27 protein-coding genes and 1 tRNA gene are annotated in these 26163 nt (G+C 54.6%); 11 read left to right on the plus strand and 17 right to left on the minus strand.

What is annotated here, in order from left to right:
• Positions 1-39: 39 nt before the first annotated feature.
• The 4 genes from PHD76_03775 to PHD76_03790 all read right to left on the minus strand — a co-directional run bounded on the left by PHD76_03775 (position 40) and on the right by PHD76_03790 (position 1936).
• Positions 40-165 (minus strand): hypothetical protein, encoded by a 126-nt coding sequence (locus PHD76_03775; protein ID MDD5260947.1) that lies wholly within the window; start codon positions 163-165, stop codon positions 40-42.
• 308 nt (positions 166-473) lie between these two features.
• Complete coding sequence (locus PHD76_03780) at positions 474-926, minus strand: VOC family protein (GenBank protein ID MDD5260948.1); 453 nt, start codon at positions 924-926, stop codon at positions 474-476.
• Between the two features lie 73 nt (positions 927-999).
• Positions 1000-1446 carry an SRPBCC family protein gene (locus PHD76_03785; GenBank protein ID MDD5260949.1) on the minus strand — a complete coding sequence of 149 codons (447 nt, stop codon included), beginning with the start codon at positions 1444-1446 and terminating at the stop codon, positions 1000-1002.
• A gap of 79 nt (positions 1447-1525) precedes the next feature.
• The gene (locus PHD76_03790) at positions 1526-1936 is read right to left on the minus strand and encodes a YciI family protein (GenBank protein ID MDD5260950.1); all 411 of its coding nucleotides are present in this window, start codon (positions 1934-1936) and stop codon (positions 1526-1528) included.
• A 196-nt stretch (positions 1937-2132) separates the two neighbouring features.
• On the opposite strand from PHD76_03790, the gene PHD76_03795 reads away from it, so the two are divergent.
• A complete protein-coding gene (locus tag PHD76_03795) occupies positions 2133-2723 on the plus strand; it encodes a DNA-3-methyladenine glycosylase I (protein ID MDD5260951.1) in 591 nt (196 codons plus the stop codon).
• Between the two features lie 54 nt (positions 2724-2777).
• Here PHD76_03795 and PHD76_03800 read toward each other — a convergent pair whose 3' ends face one another.
• The 5 genes from PHD76_03800 to PHD76_03820 all read right to left on the minus strand — a co-directional run bounded on the left by PHD76_03800 (position 2778) and on the right by PHD76_03820 (position 7423).
• Complete coding sequence (locus PHD76_03800) at positions 2778-3158, minus strand: hypothetical protein (GenBank protein MDD5260952.1); 381 nt, start codon at positions 3156-3158, stop codon at positions 2778-2780.
• Positions 3155-3724: a hypothetical protein gene (locus PHD76_03805; protein MDD5260953.1), complete on the minus strand. Its 570-nt coding sequence runs from the start codon at positions 3722-3724 to the stop codon at positions 3155-3157. Before PHD76_03805 ends, PHD76_03800 begins: the two co-directional genes overlap by 4 nt.
• A gap of 12 nt (positions 3725-3736) precedes the next feature.
• Positions 3737-5278 (minus strand): UbiD family decarboxylase, encoded by a 1542-nt coding sequence (locus PHD76_03810; GenBank protein MDD5260954.1) that lies wholly within the window; start codon positions 5276-5278, stop codon positions 3737-3739.
• Between the two features lie 3 nt (positions 5279-5281).
• Positions 5282-5815 carry a tRNA adenosine(34) deaminase TadA gene (gene tadA / locus PHD76_03815; protein ID MDD5260955.1) on the minus strand — a complete coding sequence of 178 codons (534 nt, stop codon included), beginning with the start codon at positions 5813-5815 and terminating at the stop codon, positions 5282-5284.
• 237 nt (positions 5816-6052) lie between these two features.
• Positions 6053-7423 carry an outer membrane beta-barrel protein gene (locus PHD76_03820; GenBank protein ID MDD5260956.1) on the minus strand — a complete coding sequence of 457 codons (1371 nt, stop codon included), beginning with the start codon at positions 7421-7423 and terminating at the stop codon, positions 6053-6055.
• Positions 7424-7636: 213 nt separating this feature from the next.
• Here PHD76_03820 and chrA point away from each other — a divergent pair, with 213 nt between their 5' ends.
• Entirely contained in the window at positions 7637-8992 is a 1356-nt protein-coding gene (chrA, locus tag PHD76_03825) for a chromate efflux transporter (protein MDD5260957.1), read from the plus strand.
• Positions 8993-9120: 128 nt separating this feature from the next.
• Here the strand turns inward: chrA and PHD76_03830 are convergent, their stop codons facing one another.
• Positions 9121-10008: a D-alanyl-D-alanine carboxypeptidase gene (locus PHD76_03830; GenBank protein MDD5260958.1), complete on the minus strand. Its 888-nt coding sequence runs from the start codon at positions 10006-10008 to the stop codon at positions 9121-9123.
• Positions 10009-10131: 123 nt separating this feature from the next.
• Between PHD76_03830 and PHD76_03835 the strand changes: the two genes are divergently transcribed.
• The 3 genes from PHD76_03835 to PHD76_03845 all read left to right on the plus strand — a co-directional run bounded on the left by PHD76_03835 (position 10132) and on the right by PHD76_03845 (position 11917).
• Positions 10132-11088, plus strand: coding sequence for a DUF6268 family outer membrane beta-barrel protein (locus PHD76_03835; protein MDD5260959.1), 957 nt, complete (start codon positions 10132-10134; stop codon positions 11086-11088).
• Positions 11089-11180: 92 nt separating this feature from the next.
• Positions 11181-11265, plus strand: a tRNA-Ser gene (locus PHD76_03840).
• 481 nt (positions 11266-11746) lie between these two features.
• Positions 11747-11917, plus strand: coding sequence for a hypothetical protein (locus PHD76_03845; protein MDD5260960.1), 171 nt, complete (start codon positions 11747-11749; stop codon positions 11915-11917).
• A 119-nt stretch (positions 11918-12036) separates the two neighbouring features.
• Here PHD76_03845 and PHD76_03850 read toward each other — a convergent pair whose 3' ends face one another.
• The 7 genes from PHD76_03850 to PHD76_03880 all read right to left on the minus strand — a co-directional run bounded on the left by PHD76_03850 (position 12037) and on the right by PHD76_03880 (position 19582).
• Positions 12037-12795 carry a hypothetical protein gene (locus PHD76_03850; protein MDD5260961.1) on the minus strand — a complete coding sequence of 253 codons (759 nt, stop codon included), beginning with the start codon at positions 12793-12795 and terminating at the stop codon, positions 12037-12039.
• Between the two features lie 216 nt (positions 12796-13011).
• A complete protein-coding gene (locus PHD76_03855; GenBank protein ID MDD5260962.1) occupies positions 13012-14238 on the minus strand; it encodes a hypothetical protein in 1227 nt (408 codons plus the stop codon).
• Positions 14239-14269: 31 nt separating this feature from the next.
• Complete coding sequence (locus tag PHD76_03860) at positions 14270-15490, minus strand: hypothetical protein (protein ID MDD5260963.1); 1221 nt, start codon at positions 15488-15490, stop codon at positions 14270-14272.
• Between the two features lie 34 nt (positions 15491-15524).
• Positions 15525-16481, minus strand: coding sequence for an OmpA family protein (locus PHD76_03865; protein ID MDD5260964.1), 957 nt, complete (start codon positions 16479-16481; stop codon positions 15525-15527).
• Between the two features lie 51 nt (positions 16482-16532).
• On the minus strand, positions 16533-18224 hold the full coding sequence (locus PHD76_03870; GenBank protein ID MDD5260965.1) for a hypothetical protein: 1692 nt from the start codon (positions 18222-18224) through the stop codon (positions 16533-16535).
• A gap of 24 nt (positions 18225-18248) precedes the next feature.
• The gene (locus tag PHD76_03875; GenBank protein MDD5260966.1) at positions 18249-18539 is read right to left on the minus strand and encodes a hypothetical protein; all 291 of its coding nucleotides are present in this window, start codon (positions 18537-18539) and stop codon (positions 18249-18251) included.
• 110 nt (positions 18540-18649) lie between these two features.
• Positions 18650-19582 carry a LysR family transcriptional regulator gene (locus tag PHD76_03880; protein ID MDD5260967.1) on the minus strand — a complete coding sequence of 311 codons (933 nt, stop codon included), beginning with the start codon at positions 19580-19582 and terminating at the stop codon, positions 18650-18652.
• Positions 19583-19677: 95 nt separating this feature from the next.
• Here PHD76_03880 and PHD76_03885 point away from each other — a divergent pair, with 95 nt between their 5' ends.
• The 6 genes from PHD76_03885 to PHD76_03910 are packed head-to-tail and all read left to right on the plus strand — an operon-like array spanning position 19678 to position 26159.
• Positions 19678-20742, plus strand: coding sequence for a CmpA/NrtA family ABC transporter substrate-binding protein (locus PHD76_03885; GenBank protein MDD5260968.1), 1065 nt, complete (start codon positions 19678-19680; stop codon positions 20740-20742).
• 13 nt (positions 20743-20755) lie between these two features.
• Entirely contained in the window at positions 20756-22051 is a 1296-nt protein-coding gene (locus PHD76_03890; protein MDD5260969.1) for a CmpA/NrtA family ABC transporter substrate-binding protein, read from the plus strand.
• A 3-nt stretch (positions 22052-22054) separates the two neighbouring features.
• Positions 22055-22840, plus strand: coding sequence for a nitrate ABC transporter permease (ntrB, locus tag PHD76_03895; protein MDD5260970.1), 786 nt, complete (start codon positions 22055-22057; stop codon positions 22838-22840).
• Between the two features lie 5 nt (positions 22841-22845).
• A complete protein-coding gene (locus PHD76_03900; GenBank protein MDD5260971.1) occupies positions 22846-23754 on the plus strand; it encodes an ABC transporter ATP-binding protein in 909 nt (302 codons plus the stop codon).
• Positions 23755-23761: 7 nt separating this feature from the next.
• Positions 23762-24616 (plus strand): ABC transporter ATP-binding protein, encoded by an 855-nt coding sequence (locus PHD76_03905; protein MDD5260972.1) that lies wholly within the window; start codon positions 23762-23764, stop codon positions 24614-24616.
• A 31-nt stretch (positions 24617-24647) separates the two neighbouring features.
• Entirely contained in the window at positions 24648-26159 is a 1512-nt protein-coding gene (locus tag PHD76_03910) for an alginate export family protein (GenBank protein ID MDD5260973.1), read from the plus strand.
• Positions 26160-26163 lie beyond the last annotated feature (4 nt).

The raw sequence follows: 26163 nt of genomic DNA on the forward strand, positions 1-26163 counted from the left end.
TTGCTAACAAAATGATGCCAGCAAGGACATGAATACTGTTCATAGTCCAATGAAGGGGTTGATAACTGTCACACCATCGTAGTCCTGGCCGTGATGCAGGTCCTCGCTGAGGACTTCGCGGCAGCGGGCGGTTTTGGTGGCGGGGGTGTTGGATGCGAGTTTCATAGGTTTATTTGTGGTTTTAGAGGAAGAACGCAAATGTTAGATAAATTCTTACCAACATTCTCCGTGCACATGGTTATTTACTCTGGATTGCCGCGTCGGCGGGACTTTGCCCACCTCCTCGCAATGACGCATGAACGTGCGGCAGAATAAATACAATATGCTCTATTACAAAGCGGCGGCGGCATTGGATTTTTCAAAAAACCATCTCCTGAATCTCCGTCATCTCGTTGTTAAAAGACATCTTCTTCTTCGCGTTCCTTTGCGATCTTCCTGTCAAATATCTTTTTTAAGTTTTTGTCGGCCAGGTTTTATGCGCACGTTGAAGCCGCAGGCACGATGACCATCCACAACACGCCGAAACGGTCGGTGACCATGCCGAAGCGCGGCGAATAAAAGGTCTTGCCCAGCGGCATCTGCACCTCTCCCCCGTCGCTCAGTGCGGCGAAATACCGGTCGGCCTCGGCTTCCGTGGCTGCGCTGACGGAGAGTGAAAAGCCGGCGAACTTGGGACCATCCCCGCAGCCGTCGGAGGCCATGAGTGTGGTCGCTCCTATCTCGAACGAGGCGTGCATCACTTTGTTCTCCCAGCCCGACGGCAGCCTGCCGGACGGGCACGGTTCCGGGCTTTCCTTGTAATGCATGACGAAGTTCACTTTCGCGCCGAGCGCCTTGCCATAGAACTCGAGGGCCTCCTCACATTTGCCGTTGAAGAACAGGTAGGTCTCAATTTTTTCAGGATGATGTTTATTTTTTGCGTTCATATTTGTATTTTTCCATTTAACGGTTGATTTTGATTTATCGTCTGAGGAACAACACGCAACCCTGGCTTTGCTGTTAATCCGGGATTTCCGCCTCGACCAGCTTCGCCAGAAGGGCAAGTGATTCCTGCCAGCCAAGATAGCATGCCTCTGCCGGGATGACACTGGGCACCCCCTCCTGGACAATGTTCAACTCCGTACCGACAGATACCTTCTTCAAGGTAATCGTCACCTGAATCTCCCCTGGCAAGTTAGGGTCGTCAAATTTGTCGGTGTAGCGAATGCGTTCGTGCGGGGTCAGTTCGAGATATTCTCCACCAAAGGAATGGCACTTCCCGGTGGTGAAATTCGTGAACGACATCTTGTAGGTGCCGCCGATCCTCGCATCCAGATGGTGCACCTTGCCGGTAAAGCCGTTCGGAGGAAGCCATTTGGCCTTTGCGTCCGCATCAAGGAATGCCCGATAGACCCTCTCAGGTGTCGTTCGAAGGACGCGGTGGAGGCGGATGGTGTGCGTTGTCATATTATTTTCTTTTTGTCTGGATATTGCCACCACCCGGAACCTGTCTCCGGGTGGCGGCATATCAGGATCCATTTCAGGCTCAGGCCTGGGCGAGTTCGGCCAGAGCCTCGCGATTGGCCCGCATGGTGGGACACTCCTCCGCAATGGCCCGGACCTCCACGCTCAATCCAAATTCAAGGGTTGGGCATTGCCTGGCGATGGCCACCGCCTCGTCAAAATCCGCAACGCTCAGCAGAAAATAACCGCCAATGGCTTCCTTGGATTCCGCGAAGGGACCGTCAACAACCGTGCGGCCGTTCGCGCCGGATACGATTTTGCCTTCGGGCATCAGCGGCTGTCCGGCCTTTAATTTTCCCTGAGTCTTCAGGGTTTCAAACCAGCCCATGAACCGGTTCAAGACCTTCTGGGTTTCCTCGGGAGAGAGGCCCTTGTTGCAAGTTGTGCCACGGAATAGCAGCATGTATTCGGATGTGTTTGTCTGTGTCGTCATAATGATCCTTTCAGTTGAGGTTTAACGTAATCAACTATTTGTTGAATTCAAGGGTACGACGAATGAACAAATGCGTTCAGGACAATTTTATTAACATTTTTATTGTGTGGATAACCCGGAGCGTGAGTTCGTTCCATGCCCTTGCGGCAGAATCGATAATACATTGCCCGAAGCCCGCAGCAGGCTAAATTCGTTCATGCCAGTCAAAACCCAAAAGGACAAAAACGAAAAGAAACGCTGTTCGTGGTGTTTGAGCGATCCCCTTTACATCCGGTATCACGACGAGGAATGGGGCCGGCCGGTACATGACGACAAACTGCTTTTTGAATTTCTCGTGCTGGAAAGTTTCCAGGCGGGCCTGAGCTGGTTCATCGTGCTCAAAAAGCGGGAAAACTTCCGCAAAGCCTTCGCGGGTTTCGACGCAAACAAGGTCGCAAAGTTCGACTCAAAAAAAGCGGAGGCCTTGATGCAGGATGCGGGCATCATTCGGAACCGCTTAAAAATCGAGGCGGCCATCAACAACGCAAAGCGCTTCCTGGAAATCCAAAAGGAATTTGGTTCCTTCGACCGCTATGTCTGGAGTTTCGTGGGCGGCAATACCGTGGTGAACAAACCCAAAACCCTCAAGGACCTGCGCCCCACCTCTCCAATCTCCGACGCCATGAGCAAGGACATGGGCGCGCGCGGATTCAAATTCCGCGGCAGCACGATTTGTTATGCCTTCATGCAGGCCGTCGGGCTGGTGGACGACCATCTCAGCGATTGTTGGCGGAAGAAACGCTGTTGAACGCATTCGCACAGATGATTCAATTTAATGCCACAAAGGATATTGCTTCCAATATCATGCGCGGGCCAATGCGTTTTCACTGACAAAAAGATTGCGGGCACGAAAAGCCGCCGGGCTTTCGAGCAACAGTACTGCGCGTAACGCCGCCAACGGCGAGGCAAACCAAGGGTGATGCAGCTTGCGGTTATCAGCAGCAACCCATGTGGGGATGGTAAAATTATTGGCGCATGCCAGTTGCTCAGCAACAGCGGCGAGATAGGCATCTTGCACGCGGCCAAGCTCGCCCAACTTCGGCTCCAATAGTTCCGGCTCAGGGGAAAAAGCCGCCACACCCGGTGCGGCATAAAATCCGTCCAGGAAATTTGCCAGGCAACGGTCAAACGAATCGCCATTGGCCGCGAGCCGGGCAACCTCCGCAAGGGTTTTAGGCCTCACAGGTTTCCCTCCTCAAACAATCCTTCAACCAGATACTGTGTCTTTATCGGAATCTGATTGGAGGGATAGTATTGCCCAACCAATTCCAAAACCTCCTTCGCGGACTTCAGTTTCAGATGACGGGCGAGGAAAACAATATCGGCCACATCGGATGGTTCATCCGTTGTTCCCCCGATGCGTGCGGCCATGCATTTCATGGCAAGCAAGTATTCAGGCACAGGCATGGTCAGACGCAGATTTGAGAACTGAGGAAGATTACCCATGGTCGTCTCATGTCGGACGGAGATAAAACCTTTGACACGGTCGTTGAGCCAATCAACAGGCAATCTCAGGTCGCTGGCAATGCGACGGGCAATTTCGCGTATGGTCTGAGTTGGTTGGAAAAGTGCGTCCACGTCTTTCGTGGCTAGCCGAGCTGTAAATGCCAGCACCATCACTATACCACCGAACAGACAAATCTCGCCCTTGACACCTTGCTTGCCAAGTTCATCGGACAAAGCTTGCAATCCGCGAAGGATGTTTTCGCGGGTCAGTGTCGAATTAGTGCTATTTTCATTAGCCTTCACAACAAGGCAAGATTATCGCAGATCCAGTAATTTTTCCATCTTTGCCTTCACCGCTTCATCCATTTTTATAATAGGCGGCCACCCGCGCTTGTGGCCTTCGCCAGGCAGCTTATGAGTCGCGTCGATCCCGAGCTTGGAGCCAATCGCCATTTCGGTGGTGGCATGGTCCAGCACATCGGCCGGGCCTTTGGTGATCATGCTGTCCCGTTGCGGATCGGTGTTCGCGCAGAGACGGAACAGCACTTCGCTGGTGTTGTGCACGTCCACGTCGTGGTCCACCACCACGATGTATTTGCTGAACATCATCTGTCCCATGCCCCAGAGGCCATGCATGACTTTGTAGGCCTGCATCGGATAGGTCTTTTTGATGCTCACAATCACAAGGTTGTGAAAGACACCCTCCGCAGGCAGCGCAATATCCACAATCTCCGGAAAATTCATTTTGAAAATCGGGAGAAAAATCTTCGCCGACGCGCCGCCGATGTAAAAATCCTCCATTGGCGGAATTCCAACGATGGTGGCCGGATACACGGCGTCCTTCCGATGCGTGATGGCAGTGATATGAAAAACCGGATAGGGCTCGGGCAAGGTGTAATATCCCGTGTGATCGCCAAACGGCCCTTCCTCGCGCAACGGCTCCTTGGTATCCACGTAGCCTTCAATCACAAAATCCGCATTGGCGGGTACTTCCAGATCATTTGTCTCGCACTTCACGAGTTCGACTGATTTTTTTCGCAAATAACCCGCCAATAGAAATTCATCCAGACCGTCGGGCAGCGGCGCGGTGGCGGCAAAGGTAAAAGCCGGATCGCCGCCGATAAAAATCGCAACCGGCATGCGCGTCCCCGTTTCATAATAGCGGCGGCCATGCCGGGCGGCGACTTTCTGGAGCTGCCAGTGCATGCCGGTCGTGTGGTCGTCGTAAATCTGGATGCGATACATGCCGACGTTGCGCGCGCCGGTGTCGGGATCCTGAGTCACGACACAGGGCAGTGTAACAAAACGCCCGGCGTCGAGCGGCCAGCATTTCAGGATGGGCAGGTCTAACAATGTCGCAAACGGCAAAGCATCAGGTTTTAGGGCTGAAGTATCAAGTGAAGGAGCGGGCGGCCAGTTTCCTGAAAACGGAACACTTGAAACATCAAACTTGCGGATCACTTCCTTGCACGGGCCGCTTTTGACGGTTTTGGGCCTGGCGTGTCGGAGCTCAAGGGCCTGGCCGAGAAGCTTGATCGTTTCGCCGAAGGACGTGGGCGGCCTGGCCTGCATCAACGAACCGAGTTCCGCGGCAACGGCATCGACAGACACCGTTCCCAGCGAAAGAGCCATGCGCTTCCAGGAGCCGAAGGCATTGATAAGCAGCGGGAATGACGAGACCACGCCGTTGACAGTGGGTTTCTCAATCAGAAGCGCCTTTCCACCGCCAGGCTTTTTCATTTCCAAATCGGCCAGGGCGGCAATCTCCAGATTTGTATCCAGCGGTTCCGAAATCCGGAGCAGTTCCCCGGCGGATTCAAGCGCCGCAACAAATTCACGCATGGAGTCGTAGGCCATAATTTATCCGTTCGTTTCGCGATGACCGTTACCGTTGCCAAGGCCCGGTTCGGGCTTTTCCCTGGCGGTGGCCCGTTGTACTTTGAAAAAATCCTGCAACAAGCGTTTGCTTTCCTCCGCGCCGACACCCGTCTGGATCTCGCAGCGATGATTCCAACCTTCGAACTGCAGTAAATTGACCGCCCCGCCGGCCGCGCCATATTTTGGGTCCGTCACACCGATGACCACCCGGCCCACGCGGCACAGCACCATGGCGCCGGCGCACATCGGGCAGGGTTCTTTCGTGACATAGAGCGTGCATTCGTTGAGGCGCCAATCCCCCAAGGCAGCTTGGGCCTGGGTCAAGGCCAGCATTTCGGCATGGGCCGTCGCATCGTGCAACAGCTCGACCTGATTGTACGCGCGCCCGAGAATTTCATGGCCGCGTACTATAATGGCGCCTATCGGCACCTCGCCTTTGGCCTGCGCTTTCTTCGCCTGGCGCAAGGCTTCATCCATGAAATAAGGGTCGTCGAACATGCGGAGTCCAGTTTCCATGAACCCGGCTGATTTTCAACGCACAATATGGGGGATAGGGCTCCTGGCCGGGAAGAAAAACAATTTAACCGCGGATGAACACGGATTTACACAGATACGACAAGTGTTACCTATGTATTGAACCAAGAGTGTTACCTATGTTCAGACAGTGCCCTGCTTCTGAATTCTGACTTCCGAATTCCACATTCCTTGAACGTTCTTCGCGATCTTCCTGTAAAACGGTTTCCTTTAGAATAATCAAAACTTGCTTTTGACGCCGAACGAAACCACATGCCGGTCAAACTCGCGCCCGATACAATTCGAAGATTCAATGCCATTGGCCCCACGGCTAAACGAATAGTCCGCCAGGAGGCTGAAGTGATCATTCAAGTCATATTGCAGTCCGGCTGAATACACGAATTCCCAATCATCACGCGACGTCGGAATGTCATAGTGCCAGTCCAATGCCTGGAAGCCCACAGTACCTGTCAGGTTCGAGAGTAGCTTACGCCGGTAGGACAGGTCGTAGAGAACATCGTAGTAGGATGCTGTTCCCGTGCTGGAAACAAACTCCCATTGCTTGACCTTGAGCGACAGCGTATCGACCGAAGTGAGGCTGATCGTGGCGCTGCCATCGACAAACAGCTTTGTATCACTCCGGTCGTGGCCCGGTTGCACCGATGGGCCAAATTGCCTGAAATCCGGCCCGCATTGCACGTCGAGCTTCAACCATTTCCACGGCTGCCCCTCGATTCCGCCCAGTACGCGCTGGTAATCGTTGCTGCTGTTGACGCCGCTCCACGGAAAAATGGCCTGGTAATTATGGCCATAACGATAACTTGTCGTCACAGCAAAGGCGGGAGTGAGTTGATAGCCAACGTCCAAGCCGCCGTTCACATCATAACGGTCTTCATAATTCTGCCAACCCTGGCAGCCAGCACCATATTGCTGACGTGTGAGCATGTCGTAATAACACCACGATGCGACCGGGCGCAAAAACCAGTCTCCCAGGTCATAACGCAGCGAAAACCTGCCCTTGTCATTGATTTGCTCGCGGCGCTCGCGTGTCGCCACGGTGGCCAGGGCGCTGAGCGTTGTGTATTGTACCGTGTCGCGGTTTCCGTCGATGTAATTCAGGTTGTTGGCCAGATTGTATGAAAATGGCGCCAACGATCCGGCGATCTGACCGGAAAAGCGGTGCGCCGTGTAATCTTCGCCGGGCTCGGCCTCGTAATTCACAATCTCCGGCGCATAGGACAGCGAGAAGGTTTGAATGCATTTGTCGTCCTTGGACAGGCCAAGCAAAGGAACGAAGTTGAAATCCACTTTGGGGGTGATCGAAGTGCCGAAGGAACCGCGGTTTGCGATGGGTTTGGATGTTGTACCCTGGGCGCTGCTCAGGAAAACATTGCTGTCGTAAAAGCCCTTGACGGTAATCGAGGCCTCGCTCAGCCAGGCCGGTTTTTTCAGGCTTTCCTGGAGGGCGACAGCGGGGGGCGCGCTCGACGAACGTGTTGGAGCTCCGACCTTGTCAACGCCACCGGCATCCGGGAGAGTTGTGCCAGCGCGGCAAAGAGCGGTTAACCCCAAAGAAATCCAGAGTGAAATCGATAGAACTGATGTTTTCAAGCGGCCAAACTTATGGTGCCTGTAAGATTAGTCAATCTAATGTATGTTATATTAATAAAGTATTAATTCTAATTGATTGGATCCTTTAAAACTAATTGAGCACCTCAGAACTGCTTCGAAATCACGGGCTTCAGGTTTTGACCCTGCCCACAAAGTAATCTACATCTTGTAGCCGGACGCTTTGATAGCCCTCGCTACTTATCTGAAATGCGCATGAAAACAGAATCAGCACCCCCAATACAAAACCACGCCGATATTGCCCAGCCCGGGTTTTGGGAGGCCTTCCGTTTCTGGCTCAAGCTCGGTTTTATCAGTTTTGGCGGACCGGCGGGACAGATCGCCATCATGCAGACCGAATTGGTTGAGAAGAAAAAATGGATCGGCCAGTCCCGCTTTCTGCATGCGCTCAACTTCTGCATGCTGCTGCCCGGCCCGGAGGCGCAACAACTCGCCATTTACGTCGGCTGGCTGTTACACAAAACGCCGGGCGGCATCGTTGCGGGGAGCTTGTTCGTAATTCCGTCCATGTTCGTCCTCTGGATCTTGAGTTATATGTACGCGGCGTTTGGAAACGTGCCTGAGGTCGCAGCCGTTTTCTACGGCCTGAAGCCTGTCGTGATGGCCATCGTTGCCGCCGCCGTCATCCGCATCGGGAGTAAAGCCCTCAAAAACGAAGTGATGTGGGGCATCGCCGCGCTGGCCTTTGCCGCCATCTTCTTTTTCAAAGTTCCATTTCCCGCAATCATCCTTTGCGCGGGCGCGATCGGTTTTGCCGGCGGAAAATTGTGGAGTCAAAAATTCGATGTGATTTCCGGGCACGCGCCGCCTGCAGACTGCGGGGGAAACCCGGTGTTGGACGATGAGAGTGAAAGCCCGGAGCACACCCGGCCTTCGTTGCGCCGCGCCATTAAAATCTGCAGTGTGTGCCTCCTGCTTTGGTGGACGCCCATTCTACTTGCAGGCTGGTGGCAGGGAACTAACAGCACACTCTTTCACGAGGGAATATTTTTCAGCAAGGCGGCGGTGGTGACCTTCGGCGGCGCGTATGCGGTGCTGCCCTATGTCGCGCAACACGCGGTGGAATACTCCGGCTGGCTCCAGCCCGGCCAGATGCTGGACGGCCTCGGTCTTGCGGAAACCACGCCGGGACCGTTGATCATGGTGCTGCAGTTTGTCGGTTTCATGGGAGGATGGAGTCATCCGGGCAATCTGCCTCCGCTGCTTGCGGCCACGCTGTGCGCGCTGCTCACCACATGGGCGACCTTCACGCCGTGCTTCCTGTGGATTTTCCTCGGAGGACCGCACATCGAGCAACTGCGCGGAAATAAAACCATCAGCGCCGCGCTTTCCGCGATCACCGCGGCGGTGGTCGGCGTGATCCTGAACCTCGCCGTCTGGTTTGCCCTGCATGTGATTCATCCCCAACCGGGCATGATTAATGGGTTTGCCGTGGCGCTGGGATCGGTCGCGCTGGCCGGAATGGTGAAATGGAAATGGGACATCATCCCCGTGGTCATCGGTGGTGGACTAATCGGCCTGGCTTACAAGACGCTTCTGCACATGAACTAACCCGGATTGTCCAAGAGTATTTTGATAGAGAGACGCGCCCGCTTTCCCTAACATAATCCAGCAGTCGCCGCCGCTCCCGACAAACTCCGCTTTGCGCGGAATCAATTGTGAAACGCGTGCACGGCAGCCTACGGCCCGGCATGGCTGTCGGCATTGGCCAGAATCGTCCGGGTCTTCGGCTCAGCCGGATGCGGCGAGGGTGTGGAAAACCCGTAGTCAAACAACGCGCGCGCATCCGTCCACTTGTCCACGCTGTTCAGAATCACCAAATGCAGCTCCCTTCCATTCCGGGTGGCCGACGCCGCATAGGTATGGCGCGACGCCACAGTCCAGCCTGTTTTGGCGGGCCCCATCCCGGCATAAGCGCCCAGGAGCCTGTTGTGATTCCGAATCCGCTGGGTGCCGACCTGGGTCGTAAGAACCAACTGTCGCAACGTACAAATCTGCCGCAGTTGGGGAACCGCCAGGACCGCCTCGAAAATTTTCAGGAGGTCGGAAGCGCTCGTGTATTGGCCCGCAATCGGGAGTCCGTGCGGATTTTTGAAAAGCGTATGGGTGCATCCCAGGGAGCGAGCCCGCGCGTTCATCAGCGCCGCAAATTTTTCAGGAGAGCCTCCGACATGACGCGACAACGCCATGGCGCTGTCGTTGTCAGAGCCAATCAGGAGGGCGTAGGTCAAATCCTTGACAGCCACCACCTCGCCCGGACGCAAGGGAATATGGCTGGGCTCAACGAGCGTGTCCTCCACCTGCACATGCACCGCGCCGTTCAGGCCCGTACGCTCCCAGACCAGGAGCGCCGTCATCAATTTGACCGTGCTGGCCGGGGGGTACGGCGCATTGATATTGCGCTGATACAATATCTGGCCGCTTTGAGCATCCACCAGCAAGGCTGCTTTGGCCTGGATCACGTCGTTGAGTGAATGGGATACCGGCTGCGCCGCCAAAGCCGTTCCTTGAACCAAGGTCCAGCAGGCCAGTCCACTTAAAGCAAGCAGGCAGCGCGGGTATTCCATAGGATGCAGAGTGTTTGTACTCAGGACGGTACGGCCTTGGCAATAGATTTTTTTAAATTTTAAGATGGAAAATGCCCGGAATACTGGCAATTTCATTGGCCAATGAGTAAAGGGAATCCAGGAATGGCCGCACTGCTGGCGGTTTTTGTATTTGGGGCGTCGCACCTGATGGCGTCCGACCCGGTTACAAACACAACCGTAACGCCCGACTGGCTGAAGGTTGATGTTGAACCCCGGAAAGTGGATTCGGGTATCTCCCATGAATTCAACGCCACCTATTCTTATGTCGGCGACTCAAAATTGAAATATGCAAGCCAGAACATGGGCAACATAAGCAACAGCAGCCGGGCCGCAGCTTCCTACATCGCCAGCATTCCAATTGTGGAGGACTGGCATTTCCGCGTCGGGGCGGAATACGAGCGTTATGATTTTGGACTCCCCTCATCTTCCTGGCTGCCAAACCGGCTGGAGTCTGCGGATGTTGTACTTGGCGTTGACGCCAATCTTTCGGAAAAGTGGCTCATGCGGGCGGAAATTCATCCGGGAATCTATGGCGATTTCCAGCAAATCACGATGGATAATGTCAACATTCCGGCAATCATTGGTTTCACCTATTTGGTGGACAGCAAATTGCAATGGTTTTTCGGCTTGGGAATCGACCCCCGCTTTGGAGTGGCCATCAAGGATATTTGGAGCAGTCCGGTTTTTCCGGGAATCGGCGTGCGCTGGCAGTTTGCCGATGATTGGACCCTCATGGCGGTGCTGCCAAAACCCGAGCTTGAGTACAAAGTCAACGAACAGTTGGAAGCATTTGCCGGTGGTGAAATCCTGGGAGGCAACTACCGCATGGGCAGCCATTTTGGCGACCATGTGGGCCGCTCCGATTTGAACAACGAGGATTTGAGCTACCGCGAAATACGCGCCGGTTTGGGGCTACGTTATAAATTTAATCCTGCATTTACGGTGGAAGCGAATGGCGGCATTGTCCTTGAACGCGAATTCCGCTACAGCGGACGGGATTTGACACTGGAAACGGAACCCGCGCCCTATGCGGCCGTGCAGCTCAAGGCCAATTTCTAATTGGTTTCGATGCGGCAAAGGCAGTCCGCGAAGAACTTCAAATAAAATAATCTCGCCTTGAACCGTCCGGATTCCTACGATTTCCCCTTTCAGGGCAGGTGGCAGAGCGGTCGATTGCGCACGCTTGGAAAGCGTGTGTACCTCACGGTACCGGGGGTTCGAATCCCCCCCTGCCCGGGACTTTGTCCCGGCCCCCGCGACAGCGGGAGTCTTTAATCGATTCGAACAAAGTTCGGCGTCTTCGCGTCAGCGAATTCAATCAAATCAACGCATTCTCCCGCTACGTCACGCAGCAGCGGGATGGACAATCCCCCCCTTGCCCGGGACTTTGTCCCGGCCCCCGCGATAGCGGGAGTCTTTAACCTCAATACCTTCAACCAATTCAAGCAACCGTTTGGCCACAAAAGAACACAAAAAACGCAAAGTACAGGGAAGTTTCGGCAGTTTTGAGTTCTTTGCGCTCTTTTGCGGCGATATCGCCGTGCTCGGATTGAGGGTTGCAACCAATTGGCACAAAGGAACTTATTCCCCAATTAGTTGAAGGCATTGAAGTTAGGCGTCCACTAATTCAAACCGCCACCGCTTCCCAAGGGCAAAAGCAGCCTTTCCCAAAGTAGTCAAGATGGCGGAGGGATTTTGGGAGTCCAGAATCCGGTTTATGGCGGCTCGGCTGGTGCCCATTTTCCGCGCCAATGCGGAAACCGTCACTTTCTTCTCTTTCATCGCAGATTCCAGCTTGTGCGCGAGGATTAACGACAAGATCATGCTGGTTACAGTATTGCTCTCGCGCAATCGCATCAAACAAATGCTCAAAGAAACCGAAAAATAACCCTTAATCCATAGCATTGCCGTCGATCCTCAAACGCATGCGGTGTGGATTGTCTTTGCGAAGGACAAAAAAGCCTATGCTCGGACATTTACAGCGAAGTAACTTTCCACACAGATCCATCAGTGACTTCGCTGAGCGGGTCTATGCGAGAAGCCAAAAATACAAATCAGGATGAATAAAAAAATAGCCGCCGATGCCGAGTAGCGGCTGAGCTCAAGGCCGCCGGCCTTGAGCGGTTTGTCCAGGAAATCACCAACAACGGCGCCAAGGGGTCGCGTCAGTATAAATGCCATCCAGAATAGTGCGGGGCGGGATATTTGTGTTTTATAATAGGCGAGTGCGACGAATGAAAGCAGTGCGCTGAAGACCACGGCGGCTCCGACATATCCAAGACCGGCAGTGTCTGCGGTCCAATCGCCAAGAGCGGTGCCAAGAGTTTGCGAAAACATGATCGTGGTCCAATAAAACATTTCAGTCCTTGGGGAACTCACGGTATCAACCGCCACCGAACCTTGACAACGATACCAAACGAACAAAGAGGCCAACAGAAGGGCAAGTAGGATGCTCGTTCCACCCGCATAACCAATGCCCAAAGAACGGTCAGCGAAGTCGGCCAGTGTTGTTCCCACTGTTGTTGTTGCCACAATGGTGGTCCAATAGATGACCGGGTGAAATTTTTTGGCCAGGACTTGTACGATGACCGCCAGGATAAAGGCCATGGCAAAGATCCCGGTTCCAATGAGATAACCCAAATTCATCGACATGGATACCGCGTCACCCGCTGTTTCACCCAGTGTCGTCGCGGCGATTTTGATTATCCAAAAGAGAAAAGTAACCTCGGGAACCTTGCTAAGAATATTTTCAGAGCTGCCATTCATGTTATTTGGAGTTTCCAATCTGTAATATGCCGATGGTGATTCTGGGCATTCTATTGAGAAAATCGAAAAAAGGAAATGAGCAATGACCGCATGACACATTCAGTGGACGGTGACGAATTCGAGGATGTTTGTCTCAGGTGGAAAACTTAAATAGTTAGCACAAGCGAATGCAACACTGTATATTGCTGCTTCGAGTTTTCAGGGGCTGGAGACGATTCAAGTCTGCGGCTGCGGTGTCAGCACCTTGGCTTTGACGCCGGTCAACTCCACCGCCTGCCAGATTTGATCGATGCCGGGTTGCAGCGCCTTCTTTTGTTCTTCCGTCGTTGCGTGGGTCTGTTTGTAAACGGTTTTGGCCAGATCCTCTTTTGTCGTCGCGGCGCCGTCCTTGGCCGGGTTGGCCGCCCAAACTGTTTGTTGCACGATCGTATCGAGTTCCTTTTGGGGATTACCCGAGAAGGGCGTGTGGAATTTGCCGTCCTTCTGCTCTTCCTTCGCCACCCGGATCACATCCTCCGTGCATTGCAGTTGGGGTTCGTATTTCTTGAATTCAGGCGTCGTCGGATCCGCAATGGCCAGCCCCGTGCTGTTCCCCTTTTCGACAGGCGGACGATGCGCCTCGGTGCAGACACCGTTGAGCGGAACGATCTTGTCTCCTTTCGGCGGAACGGAAGCGGTTTCGTCCTGGGGTATGGCATAGGATTGCGATTTCCCATCCTGCGCCACGAGTACCGTTGCCGGGATGGTGACTGAAATCTCGTTGGGCGTGTTATTGTGAATATCCACATTTGCCACTACCCCGATGGTTTCGCCCGTGGAAACGAGCTTCGTGGTGATCTCGCCTTTTCGGACAGCCATGGCGTAGGTCTCCGATGAGGATGTCTTTGATGAAGATGTTTTATCAGGCAGCTTCGGCAAAAGCCCTTCGATGTCATACTCATTCCCAATCAACCCACTGAAGGGATCGGCTATCCAAGGCCCGAATTCCCCCGATTTTGCGTCCCGCTTGGCGTGGGACACCTTTGTGACCTTATGTTCCTTATCAACCTTGATTTCGATGCCCCATATTGGTGTGCCATCATTTCGGTAAAACATCTGCGTGTACGTGAAACTCCCGTCGATATTATAGGTAATGACTTTGTTGGCAGCCACTGTGCCATTGGGCCATACCAGACCTATCCCCGTATCGCTGATCAATACTCCGGAGTTGCTGCGCTGGATTCGGACCGGGCGGCCTTTTTCATCCTTCCATGTTTTGATCTCTATATCTTTATTTTTATCATCATGAGTCACGGTCGGTTCGCCCACAGCCGGCCCTGTCTTATCAGCCTTTGCGATAATATCATCAACTTCGCCGGGAATATCCCCTGCCCAGGCAGAGGCTCCAAACCAGGTAAAAACGGCAACCGCAAGAAACGCGGCAAAATAAACAGGCTTGATCATAACATTTTCCCTTATTCTTTGTTCCCAGCGTTCAGGTCTGCGGCTGCGGCGTCAGCACCTTGGCTTTGACCCCGGTGAGCTCCACCGCCTGCCAGATTTGATCGATGCCGGGCTGCAGCGCTTTCTTTTGTTCTTCCGTTGTTGCGTGAGTCTCCTTGTAAACGGTTTTGGCCAGATCCTCTTTTGTCGTCGCCGCGCCATCCTTGGCCGGGTTGGCCGCCCAAACTGTTTGTTGCACGATTGAATCGAGTTCCTTTTGCGGATTGCCCGAGAATGGCGTGTGGAATTTGCCTTCTTTCTGTTCTTCCTTCGCCACCCGGATCACGTCCTCGGTGCATTGCAATTGCGGTTCGTATTTCTTGAATTCAGGTGTGCCAGGGTCCGCAATGGCCAGCCCCGTGCTGTTCCCCTTCTCAACGGGCGGACGATGCGCCTCGGTGCAAACACCGTTGAGCGGAACGATCCTGTCCGATTTCGGCGGAACGGAAGCGGTTTCCTCCTGGGGTATGGCGTAGGATTGCGATTTGCCATCCTGCGCGACAAGCACCGTTGCCGGGACAGTGACGGAAACCTCATGGGATGTGTTATTGTAAAGATCCAGATTTGCCACAATTCCAATGGTCTCACCCGTGGAAACGAGCTTCGAGGTGATCTCACCTTTTCGGACAGCCACAGCGTATGTCTCTGTATCCTTGGAGGTTTCGGCCATGGCAATGGTGCTGTTCACGTCCTTGAGTGCTTGCACAGCCTTGCGAAGTACCGCGTTATACGGCTGGAGCGCATCTGCCGACATTCCCATGCCGTTCTGCCTGTTATTTTGGATGAACTTCTGAAGTTTGGCTATTGCCGCCTTGAGCTTTTTGCGTGTGGCCCGGCGTTCCTTCAACGCCTTGCGATATTTATCCACCGCTCCGGGATTAGCCGAACCATCCTTCGCCGTATCCGCGTTTCCCTGCGCCTTGTCCACCTCATCCTGGGCGTCTTTCGTCTGTTTTTCAGTGGGCTTGTCAGGAAGATCATCCTGCTTCTTCAATGCTTCATCCAGTTTGTCTTCCGTGCCTTTCGCGGTCGCATTGACATCCTTGGCGGCCGCAGTCGCCGCGGTCTCGGCGGCATTGGCATCGGTGGTGGCAGTGGTTGCTTCGCTCGACGCGCTGTCGATGGTATCGCCTCCAAACGCCGGTTGGGCGCTCCATGACAACAGACAAGCCAGCATCAGACAAAACGGGGTAAACAAGCGCGATATTTTCATGAGTTTTCCTTTTTCAGGGAATTTCGCCCCGGGATTATAGTTTAACAAGCTCGACGCGCCGGTTTTTGGCGCGGCCTTCGTCCGTATCATTGGATGCAATCGGTTGAGTGGACCCGGCGCCAATGGGCATCAGGCGTTCCGTCACAATGTTGTAGGTGGCCACCAGGGCATTGACAACCGCTTGGGCGCGTTTTAGTGACAATTCATTGTTGTACTTGGCCGTGCCCACGTTATCGGTATGCCCCACGACCTTTAACTTGAGGGAGGCATCGCCTGCCAGCAATTTGCCAACTTCATCCAGCGTCGGTTTGCTTTCGGGTTTGATGTCGGACTTGTTGAAGTCGAAATAAATGCCGTAAAGATTCACCGATCCGTTGGCGGCGATCTGACTGGCCATATCCGATGCCGTGCCATCCACCATCTTGTTCGTAACCCCCTTGACTTGCAGGCTATCCACAATAATACCCACTTCGCCCGGCGACACGCCGCCGCGGGACTGGGTCATTTCCACAACGGCAACGCGCAGATGGATGTCGCCCGCCGGACCATGCTTGATCGCACTGATGTCATAGGCGTTCTGGAAGGCGCCGCCCCAAAAATCCGCGACAAAGCCGCCCTGCTGGACTTCGCCCTGGACAAAGTCGTTGCCGCACTTCAAATCCTGTACGGAGCCTGAGTGGAGTATGTCAAAGCCCTTGCTCTTGAGTTCCCCCTCATAATTGCGAAAAACCTCAAGGGAGGAGGTCTTGTTTGGGGCCACGCGATAGATAATGCGGATGATCTGCCCTTCCAATACCACGGGCTTGGTCAGGTCCTTTTCAAAGAATGTGAGCGTATCGTAATTGCGCGCCTTGTAGGCGACGATCTCCGCTCCGTTGAAGCGCTTGACATACGGGTTGTCCTTGCTGTCGGGAATGTCGGCGGCTTGAAGGCGGCTGGTGAACCCGAACAGGGCAAGAACTAACAAGTGACTTACAGTTTTTAATTTCATGGATAAACTCCCGGGGATTGATATTGCGTTTAATGTTAGGCGCTCAGATTGTTATTTGGCATATCCGCCCGGATCGCTCCCGGCCTTCTCCGGCCCGGAAAGAGCCAGAGGGCCGTGTTCTTGTTGCAATTCATTGAGCACTTCACGGGTCGGATAGGGGCCAACTTGCTTCTCATACTGCTTCCGCAGTGCCTCGAAGTTGCCGGAAGCCTTCGCTGTCGCATCACGAGCCGCGCTCGAAGCGTCAAATGCCGCTTTTTCATCGGCTTTGGCCTGGGCAAGTTCCGGGGATTTTGAGTTCAGGTCCTTTTGTTTCTGCAATTCGTCGCGCGCCTTTTCAACACCGCTCCAGGAAACATCCACGCTGGATTGCGTGCCAACACTCTTGTGATGATAATCAACGCAGGCCTGGCACCACTTGCTCTTTTCACTTTCAAGTTTGCTTGCCGCCCCGTCCTGCGCCGTTTCCAATCGCCGGGCCCGCAAGTCGGCCTCGCTCGACTCGTGACATGCCTTGAAATAAGCCTGCTCCTTGAGATAGGCATCTTCCTGGGCGGCGTGGACTTTGTTGTACAGCCCGGCGCTGTCGTTATCCAGTTGGCGTTTGGCATAGACCGCGCCGGGGCCGAAGGGGATCAGATAAAATTCCGGCGAATAATGGGGCGGCGCCAGGTAGTCTTTGGCGCGGGCGTTGGGGTCCCGCGTTTCTTGGGCCAGAATATCGTAAAGCTGGGCGGCAATCCCCTGCAACTGAACCAGCAGGATCTCGTTGGCGTTGATCACCTGCAGCAACTTGTTCATATTGCCCGCAAGTGTGCGATAGTCCTTCTTATCCTTGTCATTCGGAATGAAGTCGAGGATCACGGAAAGCTCATACGCGTCGTCGTATTCTTCATCCAACGACATCTCGAGTACGAAAATGTGAACCATCAACGTATTGAAGGCATCCATATCGGCCTCGATATCCCTGCGGCTCTTGACACCGCCAGGCTTTGTTGCGAGATCGACCAAAGACCATTTTTCCGCCGGCGGCGCAACCGCCTGATTCGAAGGGGGCTGTTCCGCGGGAATATCGGGCACCGACGGCGGCACATAATCCGGGCTTGTCGGCATCGCAGGGAAAGGCGGCCCCACCTTGTAATCACTGCAATGAGCGTTGTAGGTTTTAAGATTATCCTCGTAGGTGCTGCGGTCACGGTTGTAGTTCTCAACGCAGACCTTGAGATAATTTCGCGCCGCTTCCGATTGTTCTTGCGATTTGTTATAAACTTCGGTGGCCTTGTTGTAGGCGTCATGGGCCTGCTGAAGGCCCGGATCACCGTCCCTGTCGGCTTGGGCCATCATTTCAGCCCGGAGCAGATTATTGTAAGCCTCAACCTTGGCCTGACGGGCGTCCTGCTCGGCTTGGGTTGCATCGTTGCAATCCTTGACAGCGTCGGCGACCCGGGCTGCTGATGGTGATAGCCGGGCCAAAACGGCAATCAACGCCTTATAACGTTCCGGGCAATCCCTGTCGTTATGAACCGTGGCGGTGGGAGTGGCGGTCTGCTCTTTCTTTTTCTTTTTGCGGTCGCCCTGTGAGAAGGCATTGACCATCGAGGTAATATCAAGCGAAAATACCGAACCGCCGCGATGCTGAGACTGCTCTTCTTCCTCCGCCCACAGACCGGATCCGCAGGCAAACAGGGCCAGCGCAAGGAAAGTCGCCATGCTGCGGTTCAAGTTGAAGGAATGCATGTTCATTCAATACGTATCCGAGGCTGGGTGTTATTTGATTTGGCCGGAGCTTGAGACGACCCGTTCGTTCACCAACATGATTTTCACATCGGAGGAGTTGGCATGATAGGTAAAAGTCGTACCCGTAAAGCCGAGGGCCTTCTCAATATGTATATCATCCGGCTTGCCGAGAAGATTTTTCACCTCTTCGGAAGTCATCCCGGTCTGGATTTTGGCCAGGTGTTCGGCTGTGAGTTTGGGACCGCAAGAAACGAGCAGGAGGATCGACCCCGCGATGGCAGCGAAGCCGAAGACCTGAAAACCAGTCCTGAATAATCCCATTAATCTTATGGGCCTATCACGCATGCTTATGATTTAAACGCCTTCCCAAAATTGGCAAGATTTAATCGACTCAAATTAAAAGGCGACTACGGATTCGGAACATTATAAAATCAACGTGGGGCAGGCCGATTTTCCTGGAGGAGACTCAGGTTGGCGGCAGCTGCCTGGCACAGTCCGATAAAAGTTTCCTCGGCCAGGCGCAGCGGGCGGTTTTGCAGGGTCAACACAGCCCATTTTCGTTTCAGTTTCGGCCGAATCGAAATGGCAACCAGGGAACCCGACTCCAACTCCGCCCGGGTCACCCAGGGTGCCATCACACCAACGCCCAAGCCCAGTTTGACCAATTCCTTGATCGCCTCAAAACTGCCCATCTCGATAAACGATCCCAGCCGGACGCCCTGGTTTAACAGATGGTTTTCAAACAATTCAAACGTGATGCTGCGGCGGCTGTAGAGAATAAACGTGGTCCTGGCCAGGTCCTCGCGCTTCATTTTCCCGCTTTGTGTCCAGGGATGGCGGGGGCTCACGATGTAATGCAGTTCGTCCTCAAACAGCTTTCGGGTTTCAAAATGCCCCGGCTCCTGCGGCATCAGGCAAACAGCCAGGTCTATCCGGTGATGTTCCAACTCCTCCACCAGATCGCGGGTGTCACCGGGTTGGATGGATATTTCATAGCGCGGGAAGCAATCCTTGAATTCGCGCAGCACCGGAGGAAGGATGAATTGGGAACTCGCAACGCTGCATCCGATCTGCAGCCGTCCGCGGTTTTCCATGCCCGTGCTTTGCAAATCCCGGACCGCCTGATCCATGGCGTTAAGAATTCCCTCGGCATCCCTCAAAAACGCTTTTCCTCGTTCGGTGAGCAGCACCTTTTTTCCCACCTTGTATAAAAGAGCGCACTCCAATTGATCCTGAAGATGCCGCATGGCGTGGCTGATTGCCGACTGGGTCAGGTGCAGTTCAGCCGCTGCGTGCGTGTAATTTTCGTGCCGCGCCAGAACGACAAACGCCCGCAACTGCCGTGAATCCAAGAGACTTTGCATACTATGAATTATATTCATGATATCCTTAAAAACAATTCAATTTATAAATCATCCCGATCCGGCGTTTTGGCATCCGCCCTGCGTGTTGTTGCAGCATGGTTAAAAAAGCACAGCGCACCCCGATGGCTCATGCCGCCGCGCCCGTCACTGGCCGCGACGTGATCCGCATCGGGTACGTTCCCCTGGTGGACAGCGCTCCGCTCATCGCCGCGCTTGAACTCGGCTTTTTCCAACGCGAAGGCATCCATGTCAAATTGTACAGGCAAATCGGCTGGGCGGGAGTCCGTGAAGGGCTTATTTTCGACGAACTGGATGCCGCCCATGCGCTGGCTCCGATGGCCTATGCCTTGAAGCTCGGCCTCGGTTGCGCCCCGACCGAAGTGGTGGTGCCTTACATCATCAGCCGTGAAGGCAATGCCATCACGCTTTCCGTCAACCTTTGGAACAAAGGCGTGTGTGACGGTCCCACCCTGCGCCACCTTGTGCGAAGCCAGCGCCCCAAACTCCTGACTTTTGCCATCGTGGCCGAGTGTTCCAGCCACCGCATCCTTCTTCAAAAATGGCTGCAATCCGCCGGCCTGGATATCCAGCGCGATGTCAAAATTGTCGTTCTTCCCCCGCTGCAAATGGTACGCAACCTTCGCGCGGGACTCATCGACGGCTTTTGCGCCGGGGAACCCTGGAATACGATGGCTATCCAGGAAGGCATCGGCTGGTGTCCGGCAGTCAGCGCCGAACTCAGTCCGGATCATCCGGAAAAAGTCCTGTTGGTGCGCAGTGATTTTGCCTCCCGCCATCAAGAGGAATTATACGCGATGATTCGCGCTCTGGCCGCCGCGGCCGCGGTGTGTGAGGACCCCGAGGGACGCCAGGAGCTTGTTTCGCTATTGGCTCATAAACGTTATTTAAATCTGTCCGAGGAAATTATAGGACCCTCGCTGACCGGCGGTTTTGTGAAGCTGCCGGGCACCGATTCCCGCCCGGCTCCCATGCACCGTTTTCGCGGAAAAAACATCAACAGGCCCACGCTTCAGGCGGGCCATTGGTTGTTCCACGAAATGCAAAGTTCCGGCCTGCTGCCGGAAAACATGGAAACCCCGGAGCATTTGCCAGCCGCTGTCTTCAGGAGTGACCTCTATGAAACCGCACTTCAACCCTAACACAATCCATCCAATGAAAAAACTACCTGCAAAAACCTCCTCTAAAAAAACAGAAACACCGATGACGCGGCGCGCATTCCTTGGCACAACCGGCAAGGGCTTGACCCTGGCGACGCTGGCCTCCGGCCTGCCTTTGGGCTGGGTCGGCGCCGTCTATGCCAGCGATGCACCCGAAGTTGACGAGATGAAAATCGGCATCATTGCCCTGACAGATTGCTCGCCGTTCGTCGTTGCCCACGAAAAAGGCTTCTTCAAAAAATATGGCATCAAATCGACCATTGCGAAGCAGGCCAGTTGGGCCGCCATCCGGGACGGACTTTCCGGCGGCACCATCCAGGCAACGCACATGCTCATCGGCATGCCGTTTGCCTCCACGATGGGGCTGCTGGGCTCGCCCAGGAAACCCATGGTCTGTCCGTGGCTGGTTAACCGCAACGGCCAGGGCATTACCCTCTCCAATAAATATAAAGGCAAAGTCAAAGACGATCCCAAGGCGCTGAAACCGTTTGTGGATGAAGCCAAGGGCAAGGGTTCACCCCTGACCTTTGCCATGACTTTCCCGCCCGGCACGCACGCCATGTGGATGCGCTATTACCTTGGCGCTGGAAACATCCATCCCGACAAGGATGTCGCCCTCATCACCATACCGCCTCCGCAGATGGTGCAGAACATGAAGATCGGGAAGATGGACGGCTATTGCGTCGGCGAGCCGTGGAACCTGCGCGCGATTGAGGAGGGCATCGGCTATACGGCCATTCCCACACAAAAAATCTGGAAAAATCACCCGGAAAAAGTCTGCGCATTCCTGGAGGAATTCGCGGAAAAGCATCCCAAGACCGTCAAAGCCTTCCTGAAAGCGCTTCACGATGCCGGTGTTTGGCTCGACAGCATGGATAATCGTTCCGAGGCCTGCGACATCGTCTCCCAGCCCAACTACATCAATTGCCCGAAGGAAATCATCCTGGAGCGCATGCTCGGCATCTATAAATATGGCGACGGCCGCCAGGAAAAAGATCCGGATTACATGATCTTCAGCGACCGCAACTGCAACTATCCCCAGACCAAATACGGTGTGTGGTGGCTCAGCCAGTTCCGCCGCTGGGGCATGGTCGAAGGCGCGCCCGATTACGCGGGACTTCCGACGAAGGTCTTGCGGCCCGACATCTATGAAGCCGCGATGAAGGAAATCAATTACACGCACGGTGGCGCCAACAACTCGCCCGACACCTTGTTCGACGGTGTGACCTTCAACCCCGCGGAGCCGGAGGCTTACGCCAAGGGCTTTGCCGTCAACAGCCTGAAAGGATAGCCCATGAAAAAAATCCAGCCTGAAATCTTCATTCTGCCGTTGCTTGGCATCATGGTGATCCTGGCAAGCTGGTGGTTTATAAGCTCCCATTTCGCATCGGACCTTCCATCGCCTCATGCCACATGGAAGGACAGTCTTCCCTACCTCAAGCATCCCTTCGCCTACCGCGGCGAAATGGACCAGGGAATTCTGCGCTTTACGTGGCTGTCTCTGATTCTGGTAATGAAGGGATATCTTCTGGCCATCATCCTCGGTGTACCGCTTGGATTTTGCCTCGGATTGTCCCGCCGCTTCACCCGGGCCTTCGATCCCATCATCCAGGTGGTGCGCCCGGTTTCGCCTCTGGCCTGGCTGCCGCTGGGTTTTGTTCTCTTCCTTTCAGCCGGGAGCATGGCATCTGAATATGCGGCGCTGTTCACCATCGCCCTTTGTTCCATGTGGCCCACGGTGATGAACACTGCGGTGGGGGTCCGTTCCGTGCCTCAGGATTACCTCAACGTCGCAAAGGTGTTGAAGCTCTCCCCGCTCAAAACCCTGTTCAAAGTCCTTTTCCCCGCGACCTTGCCCTACATGTTCACCGGATTCCGCCTGAGTCTTGGCATCGCCTGGTTGGTGATCGTGGCGGCGGAAATGTTGACCGGGCGTCCGGGTATCGGCGGCTTCCTCTGGCAGGAATACAACAGCCTGGTCTATTCCCACATCATTCTTTGCATCATCGTCATCGGGGTTGTCGGCTACATCCTCGACCGCCTCATGAGCTTCCTCGAAAGCCGTTTCCGCACAGCCTAACCCCTATGCCACTGCTCCAATTACAATCGGTCAGCAAAAGCTTCGGCCCTCCGGACAAATCGAGTGCCGTTCTTCACGATATCAACCTCTCCATTGAGGAAGGCGAGTTCGTGGCCATTATCGGCTATTCCGGCTCCGGCAAAACCACGCTGATCTCGATGATTGCCGGGTTGCTGGCTCCAGACAGCGGAAAAATCCTGCTGAATGGACAGCCCATCACCGGCCCCGGGCCGGATCGCGGCATTGTTTTTCAAAACTATTCCCTGCTGCCCTGGCTCACGGTTTACGAGAATGTCCATCTCGCCGTGGACCAGGTTTTCCCGCAATGGACCTCGGAGAAAAAGAAACAGCACACGGAACATTTCATCCGCATGGTCAATCTGTCCGATGCCGTGGACAAAAAACCGGGAGCCCTCTCAGGCGGCATGCGCCAACGCGTTTCTGTCGCCCGCGCCCTGGCCGCCGATCCCAAGGTCCTTCTGCTTGACGAGCCCTTGAGCGCCCTCGACGCACTCACGCGCGCGACCTTGCAGGATGAAATCGGGCGCATCCGCGAAGCCAGCAACAAAACCGTGGTGCTCATCACCAACGATGTGGACGAGGGCCTGCTGCTGGCCGACCGCATCATTCCGCTTACGCGGGGGCCTGGCGCCACCCTGGGCCCTTCCATTCCCGTTCCCATTGCCCGGCCGCGCGACCGTGCCGCTCTCAACCATGATCCCTTGTTCAAAAAAATCCGCGCCGAGGTCATCGATTTTCTGCTGCAATGCAAAGCCCGGGAAATCACCAATATCACGCGAACTCTCGTCCTGCCGGATATTGAACCCGAAGACCTTGAAACTCCGGACTTTTTCGCGCGGCGCCGGGGGCCGATCCGCCGCAGTGAAATCAAACGGGAGGCCGTCCAGGCCTGACATCTCCATGAGCGCATTTCTCGAACTGAGCGACATCACAAAAATTTATCCAACCCGGACCGGCGAATCAGTCGTCGTGCGGGACTTCGACCTTGCCATCCAGAAAGGCGAGTTTGTCTGTTTGATCGGCCATTCAGGCTGTGGCAAATCCACCGTGCTTTCCATGGTGGCCGGTCTGAATGATATCACCTCGGGCGTTATTGTCCTCGGCGGCAAGGAAGTGACAGGCCCAGGCCCGGATCGGGGCGTCGTTTTCCAGTCGCCCTGCCTTCTTCCCTGGATGACCGCTTTTGAAAACGTCATGCTCGGCGTCGAACAGGTTTTTTTTACGGCCAGTAAAAGAGAGCGCCTTGAAATCGCCGAATATTATCTGTCCGTTGTCGGCCTTGGGGAGTCGATGCACAAACGCCCGGCGGAATTATCCCAGGGCATGCGCCAACGCGTCGGCATCGCCCGGGCTTTCGCACTGTCCCCCAAGATGCTCCTGCTCGACGAACCCTTCGGAATGCTGGATTCTCTCACCCGGTTTGAATTGCAACAGGTTTTGCTCGATCTCTGGGCGCGCGACCAAAAGACCGCGCTCATGGTCACGCACGATGTCGATGAGGCCATTTTTCTGGCGGACCGCGTCGTCATGATGACCAACGGCCCCGAGGCGGAGGTTGGCGATATTTTGAACATCGACTTCCCGCGCCCCCGCAACCGCCGCGCGCTCATGGAAATGCCGGAGTATTACGAATACCGGAAATATTTGATCGACTACCTCCACCACAAGTCCCACCTGAAAAATGGAGAGCGCCCGATAGTGAAAAATCGGATCACGACGGGCGCCTTTTTCAACACGGAGGTTGTCGCCGCATGAATTTGCCAGCCAAACAAGGAGAAAATGGAAGATGAATGTTAAACACCAACTGCTGGCACTCTGCGCCACTGCCGGATTCCTGTTGAATCCGGTCTTGAATGCCGACACAACAACAGAACCAACACCGAAGGAAATCCTGTCCCAACCGACATGGAAGCTGGGTGAACCCATCCAATTCATGGACGGGAAGCTGGTTTTTGATGCACAGGAACGGCTGCGCATGGAAATGCGCAACAATACCTTCGACTTCAACGACAGCATGAAGTCCCCGCAGGACGATACATTCCTGCTGCAGAGGGTCCGCCTCGGCATACTGTACAAGCCCGCCGAATGGTTGAAGTTCTATGCCTCAGGCCAGGACTCTCGCGAGGTGTTCTCGAACCGCCCCAATACGCCCTTTGTGCTGGGATCGGAAGGCGACAACACTTTTAACCTTCGGGAAGGCAATGTGGAGATTGGCAATCTGCAAAACTTCCCGCTGAGCGCCAAGATCGGGCGCCAGGTTTTGAGTTATGGTGACGAACGGTTGATCGGCGGATTTGACTGGAACAATTTCGGGCGCACATTTGACGCGGCAAAAATCACCGTACAAGCCACCCAGAAACTTTCGATCGATATCTTTGCGGCCAGTGTTGTGGAGATGGAAGGGTATCAGCCGCTTCAAGGCGATCATACCTGGCAGTTCAATAACTCCGACCCGAGCCACGACAAGCTTATCGGTGTCTATGCCACCGATAAAAACGGCTTGGTCAGCTTCCAGCAGACCGAGGCCTACTTCCTCTACCGTGGGAAGGATGGCAACGATCCGAATTACAAGCTGACTCCCTCGGCCGCTGACAACTTCTCCTATGACGTTGATCAGGAAGTTTATTGCGTCGGAGGCCGCGTCAAATCCACTTCACCGGGACATTTGAAGGGCTTCGATTACGAAGGCGATTTTGCCTACGAGTTTGGTACCGGCGGGCTGCCGGCCACCGGTAAAGGCGGGCGCGGCCTGGAAAATGGCCTGACTTTGAGTGCATTCGCGGCGCATGCAGCCGCAGGCTACAACTGGGAACTGGCGCCTTGGACGCCGCGTCTGGGGCTCGATTATGCCGTGGCCTCGGGTGACAGTAATCCCAACGATGGGAAAAGCGAGTCCTTCATGAATCTGTTCCCGACGAACCATAAGTTTTACGGCTACATGGACACGTTTGCCTGGAAGAACATGCATGACCCATCCATCAACCTGACCCTCAAGCCGAACAGCAAAATCACGCTGCGCCTGGAGCAGCATGTCTTCTTCCTCTACACGAACGAGGATGCCTGGTATCGCGCCAACGCGGTAACCACGGTTCGGACCTTGAATGCCGCCGCACGCAATGCCAGCACCTATGTCGGACAGGAAAGCGATGTGACTGCCACGTATGCCTATTCGAAGTGGTTGAATTTCCTGGTCGGCTACAGCCATTTCTGGGCGGGAGATTATGTCCGTCAGACCAGCCCTACGCGAGCGCAGGATGACGCGGAATTCCTCTACGTTCAAACAACCTTGAAATTCTGAAAAT

It is taken from the genome of Candidatus Methylacidiphilales bacterium, from assembly GCA_028713655.1.
Lineage (GTDB): Bacteria > Verrucomicrobiota > Verrucomicrobiia > Methylacidiphilales > JAAUTS01 > JAQTNW01.